Origin of the sequence: Vibrio sp. HI00D65 (genome assembly GCF_001635455.1) — a bacterium.
GTDB lineage: Bacteria > Pseudomonadota > Gammaproteobacteria > Enterobacterales > Vibrionaceae > Vibrio.
Map to the genome: position 1 here is coordinate 1 of NZ_LWEH01000002.1, position 20409 is coordinate 20409.

At 43.4% G+C, this 20409-nt stretch carries 17 protein-coding genes and 2 pseudogenes; 10 read left to right on the top strand and 9 right to left on the bottom strand.

The genetic code is table 11. The features are described 5' to 3' along the window. Positions 1-882 precede the first annotated feature (882 nt). From A3712_RS00835 to A3712_RS26400, 4 genes are all read left to right on the top strand, one after another. Positions 883-1653, top strand: a complete 771-nt coding sequence (locus tag A3712_RS00835; RefSeq protein ID WP_063521871.1) for an alpha/beta fold hydrolase — start codon at positions 883-885, stop codon at positions 1651-1653. A gap of 150 nt (positions 1654-1803) precedes the next feature. Then, on the top strand, positions 1804-2406 hold the full coding sequence (locus A3712_RS00840; protein ID WP_063521872.1) for an HAD family hydrolase: 603 nt from the start codon (positions 1804-1806) through the stop codon (positions 2404-2406). 97 nt (positions 2407-2503) lie between these two features. Then, a complete protein-coding gene (locus A3712_RS00845; protein ID WP_063521873.1) occupies positions 2504-3025 on the top strand; it encodes a GNAT family N-acetyltransferase in 522 nt (173 codons plus the stop codon). Between the two features lie 564 nt (positions 3026-3589). Further along, the gene (locus A3712_RS26400) at positions 3590-3748 is read left to right on the top strand and encodes a DUF4223 family protein (RefSeq protein ID WP_082856149.1); all 159 of its coding nucleotides are present in this window, start codon (positions 3590-3592) and stop codon (positions 3746-3748) included. A 147-nt stretch (positions 3749-3895) separates the two neighbouring features. On the opposite strand, the gene A3712_RS00850 is transcribed toward A3712_RS26400, so the two are convergent. Beyond that, on the bottom strand, positions 3896-5455 hold the full coding sequence (locus tag A3712_RS00850) for an EAL domain-containing protein (protein WP_063521874.1): 1560 nt from the start codon (positions 5453-5455) through the stop codon (positions 3896-3898). Positions 5456-5750: 295 nt separating this feature from the next. On the opposite strand from A3712_RS00850, the pseudogene A3712_RS28120 reads away from it, so the two are divergent. Both A3712_RS28120 and A3712_RS00860 read left to right on the top strand, forming a co-directional pair. Next, a pseudogene (locus A3712_RS28120) lies at positions 5751-6412 on the top strand (hypothetical protein). A 40-nt stretch (positions 6413-6452) separates the two neighbouring features. Further along, positions 6453-6792 (top strand): annotated as a pseudogene (locus A3712_RS00860) (lysozyme inhibitor LprI family protein). A gap of 176 nt (positions 6793-6968) precedes the next feature. Here the strand turns inward: A3712_RS00860 and A3712_RS00865 are convergent. From A3712_RS00865 to A3712_RS00895, 7 genes are all read right to left on the bottom strand, one after another. Continuing rightward, the gene (locus tag A3712_RS00865; protein WP_063521875.1) at positions 6969-7970 is read right to left on the bottom strand and encodes a substrate-binding domain-containing protein; all 1002 of its coding nucleotides are present in this window, start codon (positions 7968-7970) and stop codon (positions 6969-6971) included. Positions 7971-8100: 130 nt separating this feature from the next. Next, a complete protein-coding gene (rbsK, locus tag A3712_RS00870) occupies positions 8101-9027 on the bottom strand; it encodes a ribokinase (RefSeq protein ID WP_063521876.1) in 927 nt (308 codons plus the stop codon). 214 nt (positions 9028-9241) lie between these two features. Next, on the bottom strand, positions 9242-10120 hold the full coding sequence (rbsB, locus tag A3712_RS00875) for a ribose ABC transporter substrate-binding protein RbsB (RefSeq protein ID WP_063521877.1): 879 nt from the start codon (positions 10118-10120) through the stop codon (positions 9242-9244). Between the two features lie 137 nt (positions 10121-10257). Further along, positions 10258-11250 (bottom strand): ribose ABC transporter permease, encoded by a 993-nt coding sequence (gene rbsC, locus A3712_RS00880; protein WP_004739468.1) that lies wholly within the window; start codon positions 11248-11250, stop codon positions 10258-10260. Beyond that, positions 11247-12752: a ribose ABC transporter ATP-binding protein RbsA gene (rbsA, locus tag A3712_RS00885; RefSeq protein ID WP_063521878.1), complete on the bottom strand. Its 1506-nt coding sequence runs from the start codon at positions 12750-12752 to the stop codon at positions 11247-11249. The genes rbsC and rbsA overlap by 4 nt, the downstream gene beginning before the upstream one ends. 85 nt (positions 12753-12837) lie before the next feature. Continuing rightward, positions 12838-13257: a D-ribose pyranase gene (gene rbsD / locus A3712_RS00890; protein ID WP_063521879.1), complete on the bottom strand. Its 420-nt coding sequence runs from the start codon at positions 13255-13257 to the stop codon at positions 12838-12840. A 306-nt stretch (positions 13258-13563) separates the two neighbouring features. Then, positions 13564-13887, bottom strand: coding sequence for a winged helix-turn-helix domain-containing protein (locus tag A3712_RS00895; protein ID WP_004739472.1), 324 nt, complete (start codon positions 13885-13887; stop codon positions 13564-13566). Between the two features lie 413 nt (positions 13888-14300). Between A3712_RS00895 and A3712_RS00900 the strand changes: the two genes are divergently transcribed. Then, a complete protein-coding gene (locus A3712_RS00900) occupies positions 14301-14936 on the top strand; it encodes a porin family protein (protein ID WP_063521880.1) in 636 nt (211 codons plus the stop codon). A 117-nt stretch (positions 14937-15053) separates the two neighbouring features. On the opposite strand, the gene A3712_RS00905 is transcribed toward A3712_RS00900, so the two are convergent. After that, on the bottom strand, positions 15054-16097 hold the full coding sequence (locus A3712_RS00905; protein ID WP_063521881.1) for an endonuclease/exonuclease/phosphatase family protein: 1044 nt from the start codon (positions 16095-16097) through the stop codon (positions 15054-15056). A gap of 192 nt (positions 16098-16289) precedes the next feature. On the opposite strand from A3712_RS00905, the gene bla reads away from it, so the two are divergent. From bla to A3712_RS00920, 3 genes are all read left to right on the top strand, one after another. Beyond that, a complete protein-coding gene (bla, locus tag A3712_RS00910; RefSeq protein ID WP_063521882.1) occupies positions 16290-17153 on the top strand; it encodes a class A beta-lactamase in 864 nt (287 codons plus the stop codon). Positions 17154-17398: 245 nt separating this feature from the next. After that, positions 17399-19294 (top strand): extracellular solute-binding protein, encoded by a 1896-nt coding sequence (locus A3712_RS00915; RefSeq protein WP_063521883.1) that lies wholly within the window; start codon positions 17399-17401, stop codon positions 19292-19294. Between the two features lie 12 nt (positions 19295-19306). Beyond that, positions 19307-20395, top strand: a complete 1089-nt coding sequence (locus A3712_RS00920) for a microcin C ABC transporter permease YejB (RefSeq protein WP_061031098.1) — start codon at positions 19307-19309, stop codon at positions 20393-20395. Positions 20396-20409 lie beyond the last annotated feature (14 nt).

Sequence of the window (20409 nt, forward strand, 5' to 3'; positions counted from 1 at the left end):
AATTATTTATTTTGGTGACTAATGTAAATTAAAGAATGTCCTATTTTTAATGATAGATTGAATAATTGAACTAGTTGATTGTTAAGTTAATAAAATACATTTAAAAATAAAATTTATTTAAATTGAAATATATAACTAGCATTTTCAACATCTCAGAATGTAATTTGCTAGTTAAATATAAACTTAACTTTACTTTTCAGTAGTTTAGAACCGGTTTACTTAATCACACCTTAGTCCAAAAATTTTGACTGTTTGATACGATTTATTCATCATGTTAGCTTTCCAGGTTCCACGTGCCATACAAAAGGCTTCGGTGTGATTTCTTTTTGCAAAGCCTCTATTAACATCCAATTCAACAAACGCTTTTCTAATTCATGTCATTGTCGCCCTCAAGGTGGCCCTGAGCTGAGCTGAGCTGTCGTAGTTTAGAGTAGGCTAGTCAATGCACCCTAATATGCATTCCATTGCATTTTTGCGTGTAACTTACAGACAAATCTCAAAAAAAAGGTACTCTAAAAAATCCATGTTGTTGGCGAGTATTTTTGTATGCGTAAGCTAAAAATTGACACGTTTTGCTTTGAAACTGGCGAACTAAAGGACAGCTTGTCGGTTCCTTTAGGGTTGGCAAAGCTGCTTGTGACACTCTTACCTCAAAATATATCGTCTAAATTTGACGAAAACGGGGAGTAATTAGAAGTATTAATCAACGAATTAAAAGACGTAATGGCCGAAGGCATTTTATTTGAGTTGAAAGATGATGAAGGCAAAGAGCGCATTGTGTTTTCAGTGGCTTGATTGGCTGATCAATAACAAGCAATCCGACACGTTTGGTATGTGAAGTATGTATATGTTAAGTATGTTTTATTGATTTCAGAGGAAGGAATGAAAGAGTTTAAGGTTGAGGGCTGTAACGCGATACTTAGGTATCATGATCTTCCCGGTTCGGAAGTGCCTATTATTTTTATACACGGTATTGGCTGTGCTGCTTCGTTTGATTACCCGGCCGTTGCGGCCAGTGAATGTTTGCTTTCTCATCGGCGCATTCTTGTCGATTTATTAGGTTCTGGGTTTAGTGATAAGCCTGAGAGTTTCGACTACTCCATAGGTAGCCATGCGGCTTATCTTGAGGCATTCATTCAATCTTTGGGCTTGGATAAGTTTGTGATTTATGGTCACAGCATGGGTGGTGCTGTGTCGGTTGTATTGGCTGAAAAAGTTCTACCACAACTGCAGGCCTTGGTTTTGAGTGAGGCTAATCTTGATTCCGGTGGTGGGTTCTTTAGCAAGAAGATTGCGAGCTATACCGAGTCTGAATATGTCAACCACGGCCACGCTCAGATAGTGCAGTACAGCATCGATGAGCCAAATACTCAGTGGGCAGCCAGTTTAGTGGTGAATTCAGCAGTAGCGACACACAGGCAAGCTGTTTCCTTGATAGAAGGGCAGGACCCAAGTTGGCGTGATAGGTTGCACTCTTTTAATGTAAGCAGAACCTTTCTGTTCGGCAGTAAATCTTTGCCAGACAACGATACCGAGAAGTTGAAAAACCACGATATCGCGATCAGTGTGGTTCCTGATGCTGGACACTCAATGGCGTGGGAAAACGCGAGCGGGCTAGCAGAAGCCATTAAGAGCGGGATACGAACAGTTTAACCAGCATTTACGATTATCGCTTATTTCATCGTGTTAAGTATGTTCTCTTTTGGTCTGTCTGTTCAGGAGTAACAAGGTTTCAGATTTAGGCTCTATGTACTATTGATTCAGGGAATAACATACAGAACGTTTATCTACTAGGAAAATTGCGTGATAAGTACAGTATTGATAGATTTTGATGGTGTCATTCGCCATTGGTCTAATTTTGAAATGGAAGAGTATGCTGCTTCGTTGGGATTAGTTAGTAACCCTTTATTCGCATGCGCTTTTTCTGAAAAGAATTTGCTTCCAGCAATCACTGGTCAAATTTCTCATGATGAGTGGTGCGAGGCTGTTTACCTCGAATTGTCGTTAGTTCATGGTAATAGTATTGCGAAAAAGCTAGTGAATAAGTGGTGTTCACTTGGTGCTGTGATCGACCTGGAGTTTCTTAATAACATCCGGAGTCTACTTTCTAGTTGTAAGTTAGTTTTAGTCACTAATGCGACCAGTCGATTGCCTAGTGACCTTGCAAACGTTGGATTAGAACGAGCGTTTAATGAAGTTATTAATTCTTCAGAGATAGGCGTCGCCAAGCCTAATAGCCTGTTTTTCAATAGATTAATGACTCAGCTGAGCGTAACGGCGGAGCAATGTATCTTTATCGATGACAGCAGCGCTAATGTGGAAGTGGCAAGGGCGTTGGGGATTGAAAGCCTTTTACATACGAGTACAACAATAACGTTGGATTTTATTAAGGATAAATGCTTTTAAGTGCGGATATTGAGACTTATCGGAACATGCATGAGCTGCTGTTTATATAGCGAATTGGAATAGTTGTTGTTTTACAAAAACTCAAAAATGAGGTGTTATGGAAAGAGTCATATCTAAAGATATAGTCCTAAAAAGTTTGAAAGTTTCAGATGCTTTTGCATTATTTAATGCCGTTGATTCAAGCAGGGGAAACCTATCAAAATATATGCCCTGGGAGAAGAGTGTGGTCGATCTTGAAAGTGCGCGAGCTTATATTGAAGGTCGGCTGTACAGTGGTATCGAAGGCTCACAGTGTTTCGCAGTACACTTCAAAAAACAGTTTTCAGGCGTATTTGGTGTAAAGTCAAATCACCGCGAGACTCGAGTCTGCGAATTAGGGTACTGGCTTGCTGACAGTGCAACGGGGAATCGAGTGGTAGGGCAAATTTTGGAGGTTCTTGTTCCAACCTTAGCAAGCGAACAAGGAGTTAAAACCTTTGAGTTCCATTGTTTAGAGAGTAACCTGGCCAGTGTTAGGATTGCAAAACGTGCAGGTGCGACAATGAAGTCTAGGGGGCAACACACATTGGATGTGCCTGAAAAAGAACAATCTATGTGTATCTATGCACTTGAGCTCTAGGTTTTATAACTCGTTTACAGGTAGGCTGAAGCTTGAGAACAAGGCCGAAATTTTCAATATACTTAAGAAGCTAGTGTGACCAGTTATATCCACGGTTGGTATCAATAGCACAATAGTTTTTAATGGGTCCCCTGATAAGCGATCGAGTTGTTGGAGCATTATTTTTTAAAGGGGGAGGTTCACTGTGCTGATAATTAATCTAAAGCTAAATTAGACTATATAAAAGTACAGCAAAGATTGCACAGTACAGCTTCAGATTTGAATCGACTGTGCATGACAAACAGGCTGAAATGACTTATAAATGTGCTAGCTGATATACGGTAAGCAAGTGATGGCTATGAGCTAAAATTTTCGGTTGTTTTTTTGTTATCATTTAGGCTCGGAGTCTCGGTAGCTGGAATCATTATTATTTTATGTTACTGAGAATACCCATCATGTTGATATATCAGTAATTATTAATTTATCTATAAACTATAGAAATCAATTGAAATTTTTTCTAGCTATATTACATTAACGCCTTCTGACACTGATTGTCAGTTGACTAAAACTAAAAATGAGAACTTTATGAAAACTATTTCAAAACTAACTTTCGTTGCTTTGGCTCTATCTGTACTTGCTGGTTGTACTGGTACAACTTATAACCAAGCAAAAGATTGTTCAGAAGACTACCTGATCCACCCTGCTATCTCTGTACCGTCAATTATTGGCGCATGTGGTGAGTAATAATTATTAAAAGTATTATTTATAAATACTTTTTCAATAATTTATATATCAAGGCTGCTGTTTGCAGCCTTTTTCATTTGTTGAATAATTTACTACTGTGTGATGTCTAAAAGTTGAACTCCTGGTCTAACTCTGCGACAGGACGGACTATAGTTGTAATAAATTAACTCTTGTTTCTGTGGCTACTTGTTGTTGCTGCCTGAGCAGGTTGATGGTTAGGTTGATCGGCATCGGCTTATAGAAATAGAAGCCTTGGATATAGACGACGCCTAGCTTAGACAAGACTTTTACTTGCGATTCATACTCTACGCCTTCCACAATAACCTGCATGCCTAAAGTGCGGGACAGTTGCAGCATGGATTCTAGTAAAGGGACCCCAAAGCTGGATTCGTCTGAAATGTTTTGCACGAAGACGCGATCAATCTTTAAGATGCTGAACGGGAATTGCCTTACGAAATCTAACCCTGAATAACCCGTACCAAAGTCATCAATCGCGACTTTCACGCCCATGTTCGCCAGCTTGGTCAGGTTCTCTTTTATCTTGGCCATATCCGCATCAGAGCACTCGCCATCTTCGGTTACTTCAAATACCACTTGCTTAAGAATCTCTGGGTTTCTTTTGAAGATGCCTGATACTTTGTGGGCAAAGTTACTGTTAGACACGACGTTTCGGCTAATGTTGACGCTGATGTATTTGTCTTCGAAAAGGTCTTGATTGCCTTTGATGGTTTTCAATACTTCGCGTAACACAAAGTATGTCAGCTCTTCTATCAAACCTAAGCTTTCTGCTAGTGGAATGAAGATGGCAGGCGACACATTACCTTCAATTGGGTCATTCCATCTTAGAAGCGATTCACAGCCTACAATTTGGGTGGTTTTTTGGTCGACAATAGGTTGCATGTGAACTTGTAAATGTTTGTTTTTTAGAGCGCTAGAGAGGGAATATTCTAAACTGCGTTGGCTCTGCTTTTTATGCTTGGCGGAGAGCAAACAAATGGTGGTGATTCCCGCCATAAGCAACCCAAACCACGAGAAGCTCATGAGGAAGTGTATGTAGTACTGGTGCCCGATGTAGGAGGTAATGGCCAGTGGGTAGGTATCTGACTGTATGTGTACTTCTGAAAGATAAGCCCCGGGATCGGTCGGGTGGATGTCTCTCTTAATCACTTCAACTTTAGAGCTTATTCCGTAGCTACTGAGGTTAGATTCAACAAGGTCGTAGATGAAGTGTGGCGGTATCATCAGGCTTACACCTGCATCATCTTTGTTTGAGAAAATCAGCATGATGGATTGCACTTTAGTGATCGCTGCACTCGAGTATGACAGGGTGGTTAAATTTGGATCGTCATTGAGCCTTTGTCGGATAGTGCTATATAAGCGAAACGACACCTCGCCATCGGTAGTGGAGCAATAAAAGCGATTGTGCTTATTGAATACGGCAGCTTCTTTTACCCAATCGGCATGGAATACATTCTGACGAAGCTCAGTAACGATGGCATCACAAGTAAGGTCGGGCGTGATCTCTGAGAGAAAGCTGCCAAATCGAGCTTGGATCTCTTGAAGCCTGGTTTCGACTAACAGTGAAGACTCTTCGGTTAACGCATGATAATGAGAAGGTGTAAAAGGGATGAGCAATGCCATCGACAAAACGAAAGAGATGGCAAAGTAGAATGTGGTCTTGGCAAAATGTTGGTACTTGATATCCATAATTGGAGAAGCGTTACCGAGTGTATGAGCAGTCGATTTAATTTATAAACTTAACGATTAGTTATCAAGAGAAATAATAATTAATGTGAATGTAAGCATGTGTTGTGAACCGAAATCACATTTTTTATAGTCTTACTATAAAAATCATAGTGTTACAATTACTTTCAAGGTTAAGTGCGTCGCTTGTTGTTTCAGTACTTTTGAGGTTTTGATGGGCCGGAATCTTTTCGGGCTTATAGTATCAAATTGAGACCCACAGTTTTTGAAATAACACAATTGGGTAGGTTTGAGTGTAATGATAAAAAATATAACTTGGATGTTGGTGCGTGTGTTCATTGCCTATTTGATGATCGCTCCTACCTACGCGATCTTTATCTTGTCTAATACCGCAACACCTCGTCTTTTTGATACTGATCCAGAAGTGTTAGTTTGGCTCTCGTGCTTTCTTCTTGTGATTGGCTATGTACTTATTAGGTTTTCTAGAACCAAGTATATGGGAAAGTTATTATCGCTTGCTGTATTGGGAGCGGTAGTGTTAACCATGTACGTCGATGTACGTTATCGGATTTTTGAAGTCAGTGTTAATGCGTGGAGCTTATTTTTAGCTGTTCTGTATCTGATTATGCTTTTGTATTTCATTTTTCCAGTTAGGCAATTTAAGCCGCTACTGAGTTTGGCGCCTGTCACTAGTGTGTCTTGGTTTTTAGTTTGGGCTCTGGTGATGCCAATAAGTTTAACGTATGAGTTGATCAGCAGTAAAACAACCATCTCTATGGAGAATTATCAGAAGGTAGTCGGTTGCTACCAGAGGTTTACCTACATGGTTTCCAGTCAGGTTTGTTTGCCATGTCTCTTGTTATTTGGTTGTATGCTTTTGTGCTCTTTAGGCATAACCCTAAACGTGGTTATCAACAATTGGTGTCCCATGCTATTAGGATTCGCAACGCTTGGCATTAAGAGGGTGCATACACGTACTTTTAAATTAGGGAGAGCAATAATGAAAAAGTTTTTATCGATTGTATTATTAGCGTGTGTACCTTGGGTGGCATCTGCTTCTGAAGGTGTAGTTGATTGCGACAATGCGATGAACACGCTAGAGATAAACCACTGTGCTGCACTTGAACTTGAAGCTGCACAGGCAGAGCTGGCAAGCTTATATGACAGCGCATTGTGACTCTGTATATACCCAATGGCGCGACGGTTCAATTCGTGGGCTGATGGCGCTTTCTTGTAAGACCAAGTTAACCAAGCAACGCACACATGAAGTGTGGGAAAACTTTTTAACTTACATGGGCAGCACACCGTCTGTGTTGCCAGAACCTCAGGTGATGGAATAAAAAATTGTTAGGTTTTATCTATCAGAAAGACGGAGGGTACAGTTTGATGGACGACACTTGTTAATGGCTAATGAGCTGAAAGCTCAAACTTAAAGCTAAAGGCTAAAGGCTAAAAGCTAAAGAAAAAAGCCAACTGGATAAGCTGGCTCTTTGTTCTGGGGTTGGGTAGCTGTGGGTTAAACTGCTTTTACGCTGCTTCGCTCTACCAGGGTCGGCTCTAACTCGACGACCTGTGGGTAGGCGTCTGGCGTTTGTAATCGACTCAAAAGTGTATCAACGGCTGCTTTACCCAAACGGTGTTTTGGCTGGTGGATGGTGCTCAGAGCCGGTGTCATGTATTTAGATAAGTGGATGTCATCGTATCCAATGATTGAGAGATCGTTGGGTATTGATGTGCCATCTTGCGCAGCTGCGTGAATTACGCCCATTGCCATCATGTCGTTACTTACAAACAGTGCACTCGGCATTTTGCCACGCGCCTTTAGTATTTGATAAGAATCAAAACCACCATCACACTCGAAGTTAGATTCGACAATCCAATCAGCATTGATCTCCAATCCTGCTTCTTCCATCGCTTGTTTGAAGCCTTGGTAACGCGATGATGCCTGGTTACGATGCAACGGACCTGTGATACAGCCAATGTGAGAGTGGCCGTTATCAATCAGGTGTTTGGTCGCCATGTAGCCACCTTGATGCGAGTTGTCTTGAATCTTGTCGCTCGCAAACAGCATTGGGCCCCAATCCATCACTACAACAGGCAGTTCTGGGTAACGCTCGAATACGTCGATATGCTCGCCTTCAAGGGTAGAGCACATCAGCATTAAGCCATCGACACGCTTTTGTAGTAGTGTATCGATAGACGATTTCATACGTTCGCTATCGCCTTCGGTGTTACACAAGATAAGGTTGTAGCCTTTTTCATAACAACGACGTTCAACACCTTTTACTACTTCACCAAAGAATGGGTTGGTAGAAGTTGTCACTAGCATGCCAAGCGTTTTGGTTTGCTTCATCTTCAAGCTACGAGCTAATGCAGAAGGCGCATAGTTAAGCTCTCTCGCGGCATTGTTGACACGCTCAGCTATCTCTTCACTGACAAAACGCGACTTGTTAATCACATGGCTTACCGTAGAAGTAGATACCTTTGCGAGCTTAGCGATGTCTTTCATTGTTGCCATAAAAAATCCTTGTGGGAGTCATTTGTCCACGTTGAGCGATATTCTTTCTGAAAACAGGGGCTTATGCTTGTTATTTAGAAGGCTAACATTAGGGTTTAGCCAACGAGTCAGCCTTCTAATAGGCATCAAGCTAAGCAGACAGTTGCAGTGCCAAAAACGCATCGGCTTCGGCGCGGCTTGGAATTGAGGTTTGAGCGCCAAAGCGAGTCACTGAAATTGCCGCCGCAGCGTGAGCAAATTTAATCGCACGCTCCATTGGCATGTCTTCAAGTAAGCCAGTAACTAATGCACCGTTGAAGGTATCACCAGCTGCGGTTGTATCAGTCGCTTCAACGCGGAAGCCTGCTATCAGTTCACCTTCACCGTGTCTACTTACCCATACACCCTTAGCGCCAAGCGTGATCATTACTGTCTCGATGCCTTTCGCATGCAGAGCCAAAGATGCCTGATGAGCAGATGCGCTGTCGGTTACGGTAACGCCTGTCAGTACTTCTGCTTCGGTTTCGTTTGGTGTGATCACATCAACACACGCTAGTAAGGTATCCGATAATGGACGAGCAGGGGCTGGGTTTAGAATCACGCGAGTTCCGCTCTCTTTTGCGGTTTTCGCTGCGTATTCAATGCCTTCGATAGGAGTTTCCAATTGAGTTAGAAGATATTTCGCGCCGCGGATCTTCTCTAAGTGTGGTTCGATTTGTTCGCAAGTCAGCTTGTTGTTCGCTTCTGGAGAAAGACAAATGCTGTTTTCACCCGCTGCTGATACTTGGATCATCGCGATGCCCGTAGGCGTGTTCTCAGCCATGATTACGCCATCGATGTTGATGCCGTCTTTAGCAAAGTCTTGACGAATGTTGATGCCGAATGGGTCGTCACCGACACAGGCAATAAAGCCGATATCTGCGTTTAATCGCGCTGCAGCGACCGCTTGGTTTGCGCCTTTACCGCCAGGGATGACCTGATAGTTACCACCAATCAAGGTTTCACCCGGGCGAGGGAACGAAGGAACTTGCAGTACGTGGTCAGCGTTAACGCTACCTAAAACAATCAGTTGAGTCATGATACGAGCCTTATGATATATCGTATTTGAAAATGCATGGGTGTTTCTCATTGCTAACTCTTTAAGTCGCGAGAGAGTCATTAAGTCGCGATAGGAGATGAGAAACAGCGATGCACTGTCGGTTTTTGCTTTTTGCTTTGAGCCAGTGAGTGATTGAGTAAAGAAAGCAGGGAGATAGGGGACTCCCTGCTTTGTATTACTCGTTTGGCATCGATTATTTAGCGATGATTTTTAGAGGTACTGGTACGTACTCGTCTACTTTTTCGCCTTTCAGTACTTTGTCAGCCATCTCGATACCTAGAGAACCGATTAGGTCTGGCTGTTGTGCAACGGTTGCGCCAAGTAGGCCACGGTTAACAGCAGCGATGCCGTCGTCTGTGCCGTCGAAGCCAACGATCATTACATCTTTACCAGATGCTTGAACTGCGCGTAGTGCACCTAGAGCCATTTCATCGTTTTGAGCGAATACTGCTTCAACATCTGGGTTAGCTGCCAGTAGGTTTTCCATTACGTTCAGACCTTTAGTTCGGTCGAAATCTGCTGGTTGACTAGCAAGAAGCTCAAGGCCGCTGCTGTCTACCGCGTTCATGAAGCCTTCTCCACGTTCACGAGCTGCAGAAGTACCAGCGATACCTTCAAGTTGGATTACTTTCGCTTTTTCGCCCACTTTTTCCATGATGAAGTGACCCGCCATTTCACCACCGATTACGTTATCAGAAGCGATGTGGCTCACTACGTCACCACGGCTTGCACCACGGTCTAGCGTTAGTACTGGGATGTTAGAGCGGTTAGCCATGCGAATTGCGTTAGATACTGCATCTGAATCTGTTGGGTTGATCAGGATTGCCTTAACACCACGAATGGTTAGATCTTCAATGTTCGACAGCTCTTTGCTTGGGTCGTTTTGAGAATCAAGAACGATAAGCTTGTAGCCTAGCTCTTCAGCTTTCGCTTCTGCGCCATCTTTCATGGTTACAAAGAATGGGTTGTTCAATGTAGACAGAACGATTGCCATTGTATCTTGCGCCTGTGCAGACACAGATACCGTTGTAGAAAGCAGAGCAGCAGAAATAAGAGTCGCTAATTTTTTCATGGTGTAAGTCCTTTGTGTAGGGTGAGCTAGGAGGTGAGTCCTAGCTCGTTGTTACATTATTTATAGATTTAATGTTTGTTATTTATTGATGCTTTTCTGTTGAAAAGCAGGGTGTTGCATTGACTCAAACTAGAGTCTTATTTGTTTTTGTTGTCGACCAATACTGCCAGAAGAATAACCACTGCTTTTGCAATCATCTGGTAGTAAGAAGAAACGTCTAGTAGGTTTAGGGCGTTGTTTAGGAAGCCGATAATCAGTGCACCAATCAATGTGCCCATGATACGACCACGACCGCCAGCTAAGCTTGTACCGCCAAGAACCACGGCTGCGATAGCGTCTAGCTCATACCCCATACCTGCGGTTGGTTGAGCTGATGACAAACGAGAAGCCACAATGATGCCCGCAACCGCTGCTAACAGACCACAGATTGCGTAAACGCCGATTTTTACTTTGTCTACGTCGATGCCTGATAGGCGGGTTGCTGATTCGTTGCCGCCAAGTGCGTAAACGTAACGGCCAAAGCGTGTGTGGTTAAGTAGGTACCAAACGGATGCGAATACTACGACCATGATCCAAACTGGAACCGGTACACCCATTGCGTAGCCTGTACCAAACCAAGCGAATGCGTCTGCTGTGTCCGTAAAGCCTGTTGAGATAGGGCGACCGTCGGTGTAAACCATGGTTACACCACGAAGTAGTGTCATGGTTACTAGCGTTGCGATGAAGGCTTGAACCTTACCCTTAGCTATAATCACACCACTAATAGCACCTAATGCTGCACCAGCTACTAGAGCCGTTGGTACTGCGATCATCACAGGGATTTCCATGCCAATCATGCTGGCTGCGAATGCACCACAAAGCGCCAGTACAGAACCAACACTCAAGTCGATACCTGCGGTTAGGATAACCAGCGTCATACCTACAGCAATGATTGCGTTAACCGAGGTTTGGCGCAGAATGTTTAGAATGTTATCGACAGTAAAGAAGTTTGGGTTTAAGAAAGAAACGATAACAATCAGGAAGATCAAAGCGATTAATGACTTTTGATCAATCAGCCACTCTTTGCTGATTAACGGCTTTTTCTTCGGCGCTTCAGTTTCAGTTGTTTTGCTCATGGTTTTGGTACTCATGCTGCGTCCTCGTTAATCTTTTTACCGACCGCACACGCCAGTAATAATTCTTGGTTTGCTTCTTTAGCGTCAAATTCACCGCTGATGCGGCCTTCATGCATCACCATGATGCGGTCACTCATTCCTAATACTTCTGGCATTTCAGAGGACACCAAAATGATGCTCATACCGTCGGCTTTAAACTTATTAATGAGTTGGTAAATCTCTTTTTTCGCACCGACATCGACACCACGGGTTGGCTCATCGAGAATCAGTACTTTTGGTTTGGTCATCAAGCCTTTAGCGATAGCCACTTTCTGCTGGTTACCACCAGAAAGGTTGCCGATGATTTGCTCGCGAGTAGGGGTTTTGATGTTGAATAGCTTGATGAAGTCATCCACTGCGATCACTTCGTCTTTGTGTTGGATTTGACCGCTTTTGGTCAGTAGATCCAGTGAACAAAGCGACATGTTCTCTTTCACTGAAAGCCCAAGCACTAAGCCATCACCTTTACGGTCTTCAGAGATGTAAGCGATGCCATTAGCAAGGCCATCTTTTGGGCTCACAGGGTTGATGGTTTTGTTTTCTAAGTTGATAACGCCGCACTCACTCGGAAGTGCACCGTAAATCACCTTCATCAATTCTGTACGGCCAGCACCCATTAGCCCTGATACACCAAGGATTTCTCCACGCTTTAAGATAAAGCTAACGTCATGAACACCAGAACCAGTAAGGCCAATCACTTCTAAGCAGGTTTCGCCATGGCTTGGAGCGATGCGAGGGTATTGTTCGTCGAGCTTACGACCAACCATCATTTCGATTAAGCCGTCTTCGTCTGTATCTTTTACTTCACATTGACCAATGAACTTGCCGTCACGAAGTACGGTGATGTCGTCACAGATCTCGAAGATCTCTTTCAAGCGGTGAGAGATGTAAACAATGCCGCAGCCTTCATCACGCAGTTCGTTGATTACTTTGAACAGAGATTCGGTTTCAGTATCGGTTAGGGCATCTGTTGGTTCATCCATGATGATGACCTTAGATTCAAACGATAGGGCTTTCGCAATCTCTACCATTTGTTGCTCACCTAGGCTCAGTTCGCCTAGTGGTGTTTTTGAGCTGTGTTTTACGTTTAGGCGTTTCAGTAGCTTGTCGGCTTCTTGGTACATCTCATTCCACAAGATTCGACCCATGGTGCCTGTGATTTCACGACCTAAGTAGATGTTCTCGGCGATGGTCAGCTCAGGGATCAGGTTCAGTTCTTGGTGAATGATACTGATACCGGCTTGTTGAGAGTCACGAGGCCCTTTAAATGCAGCAGGTTTACCTTGGTAGGCGATAGTACCGCCATCCAATTGATAGATACCTGTTAGTACTTTCATGAGGGTTGATTTACCTGCACCGTTTTCGCCCATTAACGCCATCACGCGTCCTGGGTAAACGTTGAGGCTTGCCTTATCTAGTGCTTTCACACCAGGGAAGGCCTTCTCAATTGAGCTAAGTTCTAAAATGGCTTGAGTCATGTCGGTTCCTTTACTCGGGGCCAGTTGTATTTGGTTATTCTGTCTTTCAGCTGTAACGCTGGGCTGTCGTTATGTTTCGCTTGAGCTAAAACGTTACGCCAGCTTGGAAAATGACATTCGCGTAAGGTGTGCATTCACCGGTACGAATCACAGCGCGGCTTTCATGAGTGCGCTGTTTAAACTCTTCATGAGTGATGTAAGAAATCGCAATTTCTTTACCACAACGGGCTTCTTCTGTTTTGATTTGATCAATCAGTGCTGCATGATGCTCTGGGCTAACTTTTGCAAATTCTTCTGCGATAACTACACCTTCAATTTGAGATTCATTAAGCATGGTTTCTACCGTCTGAGCAAAGCTTGGAACACCGTGAGTTAAAGCTAGGTCTATACGAGAAACATGATCTGGAATCGGCAGTCCTGCATCACAAATCGTAATTTCGTCTGTGTGGCCAAGAGTCGCCACTAAGTAGGAGAGTTCAGAGTTTATTAGAGTACTTTTTTTCATATTACGACCTATCGAAAAAACACGTTTGATGGGATGAGAAACAACTCAAGAAAAGCCATCGAAACGTTTCGATAGTGATAATAGTGTGTGATTTGTCATTTGCACCTTTGACCTTCTGAGAGTGTGATAATGATCATCGAAACGTTTCGATTGGGCGTTTTTTGGTGATCTTAATCACCGTGATTGATTGCATACATTCAAGGGAAATAGGGACTAGGTTGGTTTTAGTGGAGCCCAAACGATGCCAAATCTAAGAACAAGTTTACTCACAGTGTCGCTTTACCGCTGGATCCAATAGGGCAAAGCCTAAACCAGTACACCTTCTTTTATCGATAGAGCGTAACCAAACTTAGTGACCGTGAGAATTTGGATGTGAGGTGTTCTTAAGCGAGCGAATACGTTACGCAGGTTATAAATAACGTTAGCTAGGGCGTGAGGTGATGAGAGCTCTCCGTCCCAACACACATCAATAATATGTTCTTTAGTTATCGGCTTTCCTATGTTTTCTACTAATAGACAGAGCACAGACAATACCTGAGGGCGCAATGCAATACGGTTACCTTGCTGGTTGGTAATCGTTCGAGAGTTGGTATCAATGAGTAGGCCGCTGAAGTCTATGGTGTGGTTCATCGTATTTATGTTCATTTGTTCTGAATAGTAAAGATTGGTTTATGGCTTGTTGTGCACGTAAGCGAGCAATCAAAGCGCGCGGATTATGCAAAATCACACCTCTTTTGAAAGTAAGCACACGTAAGCCGCGTAAGAAAAAATATAAAAAACCGTTGGTTTGAAAATGGATGTGAGAATTTTCACTTAAAGTGAAGGTGATTTATTTCTATGTTATTCAGTTAGTTATTTGTTTTTACTGATTGTGTTGTTCGAGGTTACTAAGTGATTATATTTTTATTTATTTTTTTGTTATCTGTGAGCGTAAGCTGCTTGCCAATTCGACGGGGTGTCGGATGACTCTAAAAAGATTGTGCGGTTTGGGAACACTAAGCAATCTTGATTTGAAATTTTGAAATAAGTAAGGTTAAGCAGTAATGAATAACAAACTAATTTTAGGCGTGGCATTGATGTCAGCTTTAGCGACAAACAGTGTAACGGCGGCAGAGAGTGGCTTTTACTTAGGTGGTGCAATTGGTACTGCTGGCGTGGATGATGATGGCTTTGTTGCATCATCGACAGATCCGATGACTTTTAAAGCTGAAGACAACTCTTACCGTCTAATTGCAGGTTACAAGTTTAACCGCATTGTATCGCTGGAGGTTCAATACACAGACTACGGCGATGTAGTGGCAAAAAACCACGCTGCTAAAAACGAAGGTTTCACATGGACACCTCAAATGTTATCGGTAGCTGCAAACCTAGGATACACATTTGATAACGGCATGCGTCCGTTCGGCATTATCGGCCTATCTTCTCTCGACCTAGACATGAAAAATGCAGATGGTTCTCGCCCTTCTGGTTCTGAATTTGATGATACTGGTACTGGCGTACGTTACGGCATCGGTGTTGAGTATACATCACCAAAATTATCAGCGTTAAGCGTAAGACTTGGTTATGAAGCTGATGTTTTTACTGTCGAAAGTTATGAGGGCTTTTTCTGGAGCCGCAGAAAAGTTGAAAATGACATCGTACTAGATTCGTTCTACCTAGGCGCAACATACAACTTTTAAGTTTCACACTTTGTTAAACGGTAAATCGATTTCTAAATGGGGGCGTCGGTTGGCTCAACCCGTTTGTCTGAAGTGGAAAGGCCGCAGTGTTTGACTGCGGCTTTTTTATGTCTAACTCTAGGCTTCGCGGATATGAGCGGTGACGGAAACGACAGCGTGATCGGTACTGAATTGGTCGCGTTCGAAGCTTGGGTTAATCAGATGATGGTCGAGCACAGTGTAGTTTGATATTTCCATCAAACTTGAGGAGTTCTGGCAGTCAAACTCGTTCGACATCAAAATGTAGTCCAGTACAGAACCTGATGCTCCGTAATAATGAGTTGGTTTACGTTGTGAGAGTAAGTCTTCTTCGTGTAATTGATGGTAGAGGTCCCAACTGTCTCTCAATCTAAAGTGTGAAAGCCAATGTTGGCTGGTTTCATCTCGATTCAACGAATAGCTCAACAACCCTTTGAATTCATCGTTGAATAGGGGCTTGTTAAAGTCGCCCATCAACACAACGGGTTGGTCGGTTAGATAGCGTTGATTGGTAATGTATTGGTGTAGCATTTGAGCTTCTAGTCCGCGCTGAACACTCGATAGCCAAGACCCAAGTTGTTCCTGGTGAAGTTTAATCAGAGTATCGCTTTGTGGCTTTTGCTCTGCTGCACTGTCACTCGGTTCTACCGTTTCAACTTTAGGCTCTGTTGCGCGTTGTGACTTAAAGTGCACGACATAACAATCGGTTGAGCCTAAGTGAGGCAGTTCAATAGTGGCGTGTACTGGTGTTCGGTTGAATGAAAAATTGTCACCAAAGCTAAAGGCGGCAAGTAAGCTAGAATCCGGCGTGACAGGCTGAACATTTTCAATCGGATAACGGGAAGCAATGCCCACAACAGGGGAGGTGTATAGGTAATGATCTTCAACGTGTGCGTTATCGACGACGGCAAAGTGCGGATAGCCCAACTCTGTCATGAGTTTCTTTAAAGATTCGGGGCTGAAAATTTCTTGGAAGCCAATCACATCACAATCTAATGAACGAATTGCTTCCGCAATCCAATTTTGCTTCTTCTGCCATTCATCGAAGCTGTAGATGTTCTCAAAATCATAATAAGCGTTCGGTGGCTCAAGGTAGTTCAAAAGGTTGAACGTTGAGAAGGTTACTTGGTTTGGTTTGTTCAAGGTTGAATCCTATTGAAATCGCTCTTTTAAGGATATCTAAAATATGAAGATATTGTTCGGATTTAGTCAGTTATTTTCATTTGATCTAGCGAAGGTCGTTACTTTCTGCTTAGATTCTCTCCGTTCGACGCGGCAAAGGTGTCGTGTCTAATTTTCTCTACGATCGGTCGGTCGTTTTCTTATGGTTTTACTATGAAAAAATATATTTCTCTCGCTCTTGTATTGTTTAGCGCCTTCTTCTCTACATCGTCACTGAGTCAATCCCTTAAACCGGAATCGATTGAACAAATTGAATCTCGTGTTTCGGCACGCATTGGTGTGGCTGTCTATGATTCTGCGACCAAGCAGACATGGAGCTACAAGGGGGATGAGCGATTTCCTATGATGAGCACCTTTAAAACTCTGGCTTGTGCGAACCTTCTCTACGATGCTGAACACAAAGGGCTAGATTTGGATTCAAAGGTCAGCATTAGGTCTGAGGACCTCATTGTTTGGTCTCCGGTGACTAAAGAGCTGGTCGGCAAAGGTATTTCACTGAGAGATGCATGTAGCGCAACCATGACGATGAGTGACAATACTGCCGCAAACATTGTGCTTGGTGGAATCGAAGGCCCCAACGGCTTAACTCAGTTCCTGCGTTCTATTGGAGACAGCCATACTCGCCTTGACCACTTAGAACCAGAATTGAATCATGCTCGACCGGGTGATGCTCGCGATACCACGACACCGAATAGCATTGTGATGACGCTGAATGAGTTGATGTATGGCGATACGTTGTCACAAGCGTCCACATCGACGTTAACAGGGTGGATGATGGGCAATAAAGTGTCTGACGGAATGTTCCGCTCTATCTTGCCTAGTGGTTGGAATATTGCCGATAGATCGGGTGCTGGAGCGTATGGCTCTCGCGCAATTACGGCTATCGTGTGGAGTGAACATCGCGCTCCATTGATCATCAACGTCTCTCTTACAGAAACTGAATTCACTCTCCAACAACGTGACAAGGTGATCAACGAAGTAGGTCAACTTATCTTTGACGCGTATCTGGTGCAGTAGCTAATAGCACAGTTAATCCTACGCAATCACGCGCTAGCCACAGGTTCAGCCATGGCGCTAGCGCGTGATATTTCTTAGAACATTCCCGAGTAATTTGTAAATAAAGCGTAAGACTTATGGTGCTGATGGTTTTATTAGTTATTACATGATGTTAGATTTGATTCTATACTTGTTTTAACGGCATGCATTCAAAGCCGACAAATCAAGCTGAATATTGAATTCATGACATTTGAAGGGAGAGTCAAATGGTAACAGATCTTCGACGCAAGGCCTCGCAGCGCACTCAGTTTTTCAGGTTAAAGTTAGCCTCATGTGCAGCTATGCTGCCGCTTATTGCTCTACAATCCTCCGTTACTTACGCATCCGATACCGAATCTACTCCCGCTGTCACCGTTATTGAAACCACACAACTGGTTGGTTTTGGTGAAGCAAAATACCCAGCAAATTTTACTCACTTCGATTACGTTAACCCGAATGCACCTAAGTTTGGCAAAGTGACTTACGGTAGCATTGGTACTTACGATAGCTTTAATCGATTCGGTTCCCGCGGCGTTGCAGCCAGTTATTCAGGTGAAATTTACGATACGTTAATGTTTTCACCGAATGATGAAATTGATGCGTACTATCCATTGATTGCTTCTAAAGTTCGTTATGCGAGTGATTTCTCTTGGATGGAAATCGATATCAACCCAAATGCTAAATTCCAAGATGGACAACCGATCACGGCTCATGATGTGGCGTTTACCTTCATGAAGTTTTCGACAGAAGGTGTGCCACAATATCGTGTGTATTACAAAGACATCGAATCCGTTACTGCGATTTCTGATTTGGTTGTTCGTATCGAGATGAATAATCCGAATCGTGAGAAATTGTTTAGCTTTGCGCAAAGCACTCGCGTGTTACCTAAGCATTTCTGGAAAGACAGAAAACTCTCTGAGCCGCTAAGTGAACCGCCAGTCGGCAGCGGTCCTTATAAGATCATCAGTTATAAGTCGGGTCAAAGTGTTACTTACGGCCTTGATGAAAACTATTGGGCGGCATATCTGCCCGTTAACGTGGGTCGTAATAACTTCAAGGAAGTGCAGTACGACTACTATCGTGATGACACTGTGATGTTAGAAGCCTTTAAAGCAGGGGAGTTCGACCTTAGAACAGAGAACTCAGCCAAGTTCTGGGCTAACTCTTACACCGGCGCAAACTTCGACAAAGGCTATATCGTCAAAGAAGAGATCAATCACGAGAAGCCAGAGTCGACCCAAGGCTTTGTTTACAATATTCAATCTCCGGTGTTCTCAGATCCTAAAGTTCGTGAAGCGTTGACGTACGCGATGGACTTTGAGTGGATGAATAAGAACATGTTCTACGGCCAGTACAAGCGAACTCGTAGTTATTTCCAAAACACTGACTATGAAGCAAAAGGTTTGCCAAGTGAAGACGAAGTGGCGTTGCTGTCTCAGTACAAAGACCAGATCCCACCTCGAGTGTTTACGGAAGAATACCAACCTCCTGTAACCGATGGTAGTGGTCGCATTCGTAGCCAAATGCGCACGGCATTTAAACTGCTGAAGGAAGCGGGTTGGGTACTAAAAGACAAAGTAATGACCAATCAAAAGACTGGCAAGCCTATGTCATTTGAGTTGCTGATTTACAGCCCAACGACGGAGCGTATTGCGACACCTGTTCAAAAGAACCTAAAACGAATGGGTATTGAGATGAAGATCCGCACGGTCGATACCACGCAATATATTAAGCGTCTTCGCGACCGAGACTTCGATATGGTCTCTTCATCGTTTTCGCCAAACCCTTATCCAAGTCCGAACTTAATGATTGTTTGGAATTCTAACTACATTGATTCTACTTACAATACAGCAGGTGTGATGGATCCTGTGGTGGATGCGTTAACTGAAGAAATCGCGCGTAACCAACAAAACCCAGAAAAGCTGCTTACGCTAGGTCGCTCTCTTGACCGTGTGTTGCAGTGGAACTTCTACAACATTCCTCAATGGCACGTGGGTGAATACCGAGTGGCCATGTGGGATAAGTTTGAGCGTCCGGATGTACTGCCTAAATACGATTTAGGTATCGATACATGGTGGATTTCAGAAGAGAAGGCGGCATTGCTTCCTGAAAAACGTCGCTAGGAGTTAGTTAGCATGGCTGCGTATATATTTCGACGTTTGTTGTTGGTGATCCCCACGCTGTGGGCGATCATCACGATTAACTTTTTCATTATTCAGATTGCTCCGGGTGGCCCAGTAGAACAGGCTGTGGCACAGTTAGAAGGGCACAACTCCGGTATTATGGAGCGCTTCTCTGGTGGTGGGCAAGAGGTTGATTTAAGCGAGAGTGATCAAGCGTCTGCCAGTGGCTATAAAGGCTCTCGCGGGCTGGATCCGGAAGTGGTTGAAGAGATCAAAAAGCAGTTTGGTTTTGATAAGCCGATTCACGTTCGCTACTTTGAGATGTTGAAAAACTACGCGACCTTTAACTTTGGTGAAAGCCTGTTTAAGGGCGGTAATGTTATCGATTTAATCATCGAGCGCTTGCCTGTCTCTATTTCTCTGGGGCTTTGGAGTACGTTAATCATTTACGTGATTTCGATACCTCTGGGCATTATGAAGGCGATACACCACGGCTCTCGTTTTGATATTTGGTCGAGCGCTGTGGTGATTGTCGGCTATGCGGTACCTGGCTTCTTGTTCGCTATCATTTTGATTATCTTATTCGCGAGTGGTAACTATTTCAGTTGGTTCCCTTTAAGAGGCTTGGTCTCGAGTAACTTCGACCAACTCAATTGGTATCAGCAAATTGGCGATTACTTCTGGCATTTAGCTTTGCCTATTTTTGCAATGGTGATCGGTGGTTTTGCCACACTCAGCATGCTGACCAAAAACTCCTTCCTTGATGAAATCAACAAGCAATATGTGGTAACGGCACGAGCGAAAGGTTTGGACGAGAACAGCATTCTCTACAAGCACGTTTTCCGTAATGCGATGTTGATCATCATTGCAGGTTTCCCAAGCGCATTTATTAGTATTTTCTTCACGGGTTCTATGTTGATTGAAGTGATGTTTTCACTCGAAGGCATTGGCTTGCTTGGCTTTGAGTCGACGATTCAACGTGATTACCCAGTGGTATTCAGCTCTCTCTATATTATGACCTTATTGGGTTTGGTGTTGAGCATTATCTCCGACCTGACTTATACCTGGGTTGATCCTCGAATTGATTTTGAAGCGCGTTAATGGCGAATGAATAA

Coding starts and splice junctions, on each gene's coding strand:
- A3712_RS00835 (WP_063521871.1), top strand. CDS start 883: ATGAAAGAGTTTAAGGTTGAGGGCTGTAACGCGATACTTAGGTATCAT.
- A3712_RS00920 (WP_061031098.1), top strand. CDS start 19,307: ATGGCTGCGTATATATTTCGACGTTTGTTGTTGGTGATCCCCACGCTG.
- A3712_RS00895 (WP_004739472.1), bottom strand. CDS start 13,887: ATGAACCACACCATAGACTTCAGCGGCCTACTCATTGATACCAACTCT.
- rbsC (WP_004739468.1), bottom strand. CDS start 11,250: ATGAGTACCAAAACCATGAGCAAAACAACTGAAACTGAAGCGCCGAAG.
- rbsK (WP_063521876.1), bottom strand. CDS start 9,027: ATGACTCAACTGATTGTTTTAGGTAGCGTTAACGCTGACCACGTACTG.
- A3712_RS26400 (WP_082856149.1), top strand. CDS start 3,590: ATGAAAACTATTTCAAAACTAACTTTCGTTGCTTTGGCTCTATCTGTA.
- A3712_RS00900 (WP_063521880.1), top strand. CDS start 14,301: ATGAATAACAAACTAATTTTAGGCGTGGCATTGATGTCAGCTTTAGCG.
- rbsB (WP_063521877.1), bottom strand. CDS start 10,120: ATGAAAAAATTAGCGACTCTTATTTCTGCTGCTCTGCTTTCTACAACG.
- rbsA (WP_063521878.1), bottom strand. CDS start 12,752: ATGACTCAAGCCATTTTAGAACTTAGCTCAATTGAGAAGGCCTTCCCT.
- A3712_RS00850 (WP_063521874.1), bottom strand. CDS start 5,455: ATGGATATCAAGTACCAACATTTTGCCAAGACCACATTCTACTTTGCC.
- bla (WP_063521882.1), top strand. CDS start 16,290: ATGAAAAAATATATTTCTCTCGCTCTTGTATTGTTTAGCGCCTTCTTC.
- rbsD (WP_063521879.1), bottom strand. CDS start 13,257: ATGAAAAAAAGTACTCTAATAAACTCTGAACTCTCCTACTTAGTGGCG.
- A3712_RS00915 (WP_063521883.1), top strand. CDS start 17,399: ATGGTAACAGATCTTCGACGCAAGGCCTCGCAGCGCACTCAGTTTTTC.
- A3712_RS00865 (WP_063521875.1), bottom strand. CDS start 7,970: ATGGCAACAATGAAAGACATCGCTAAGCTCGCAAAGGTATCTACTTCT.
- A3712_RS00845 (WP_063521873.1), top strand. CDS start 2,504: ATGGAAAGAGTCATATCTAAAGATATAGTCCTAAAAAGTTTGAAAGTT.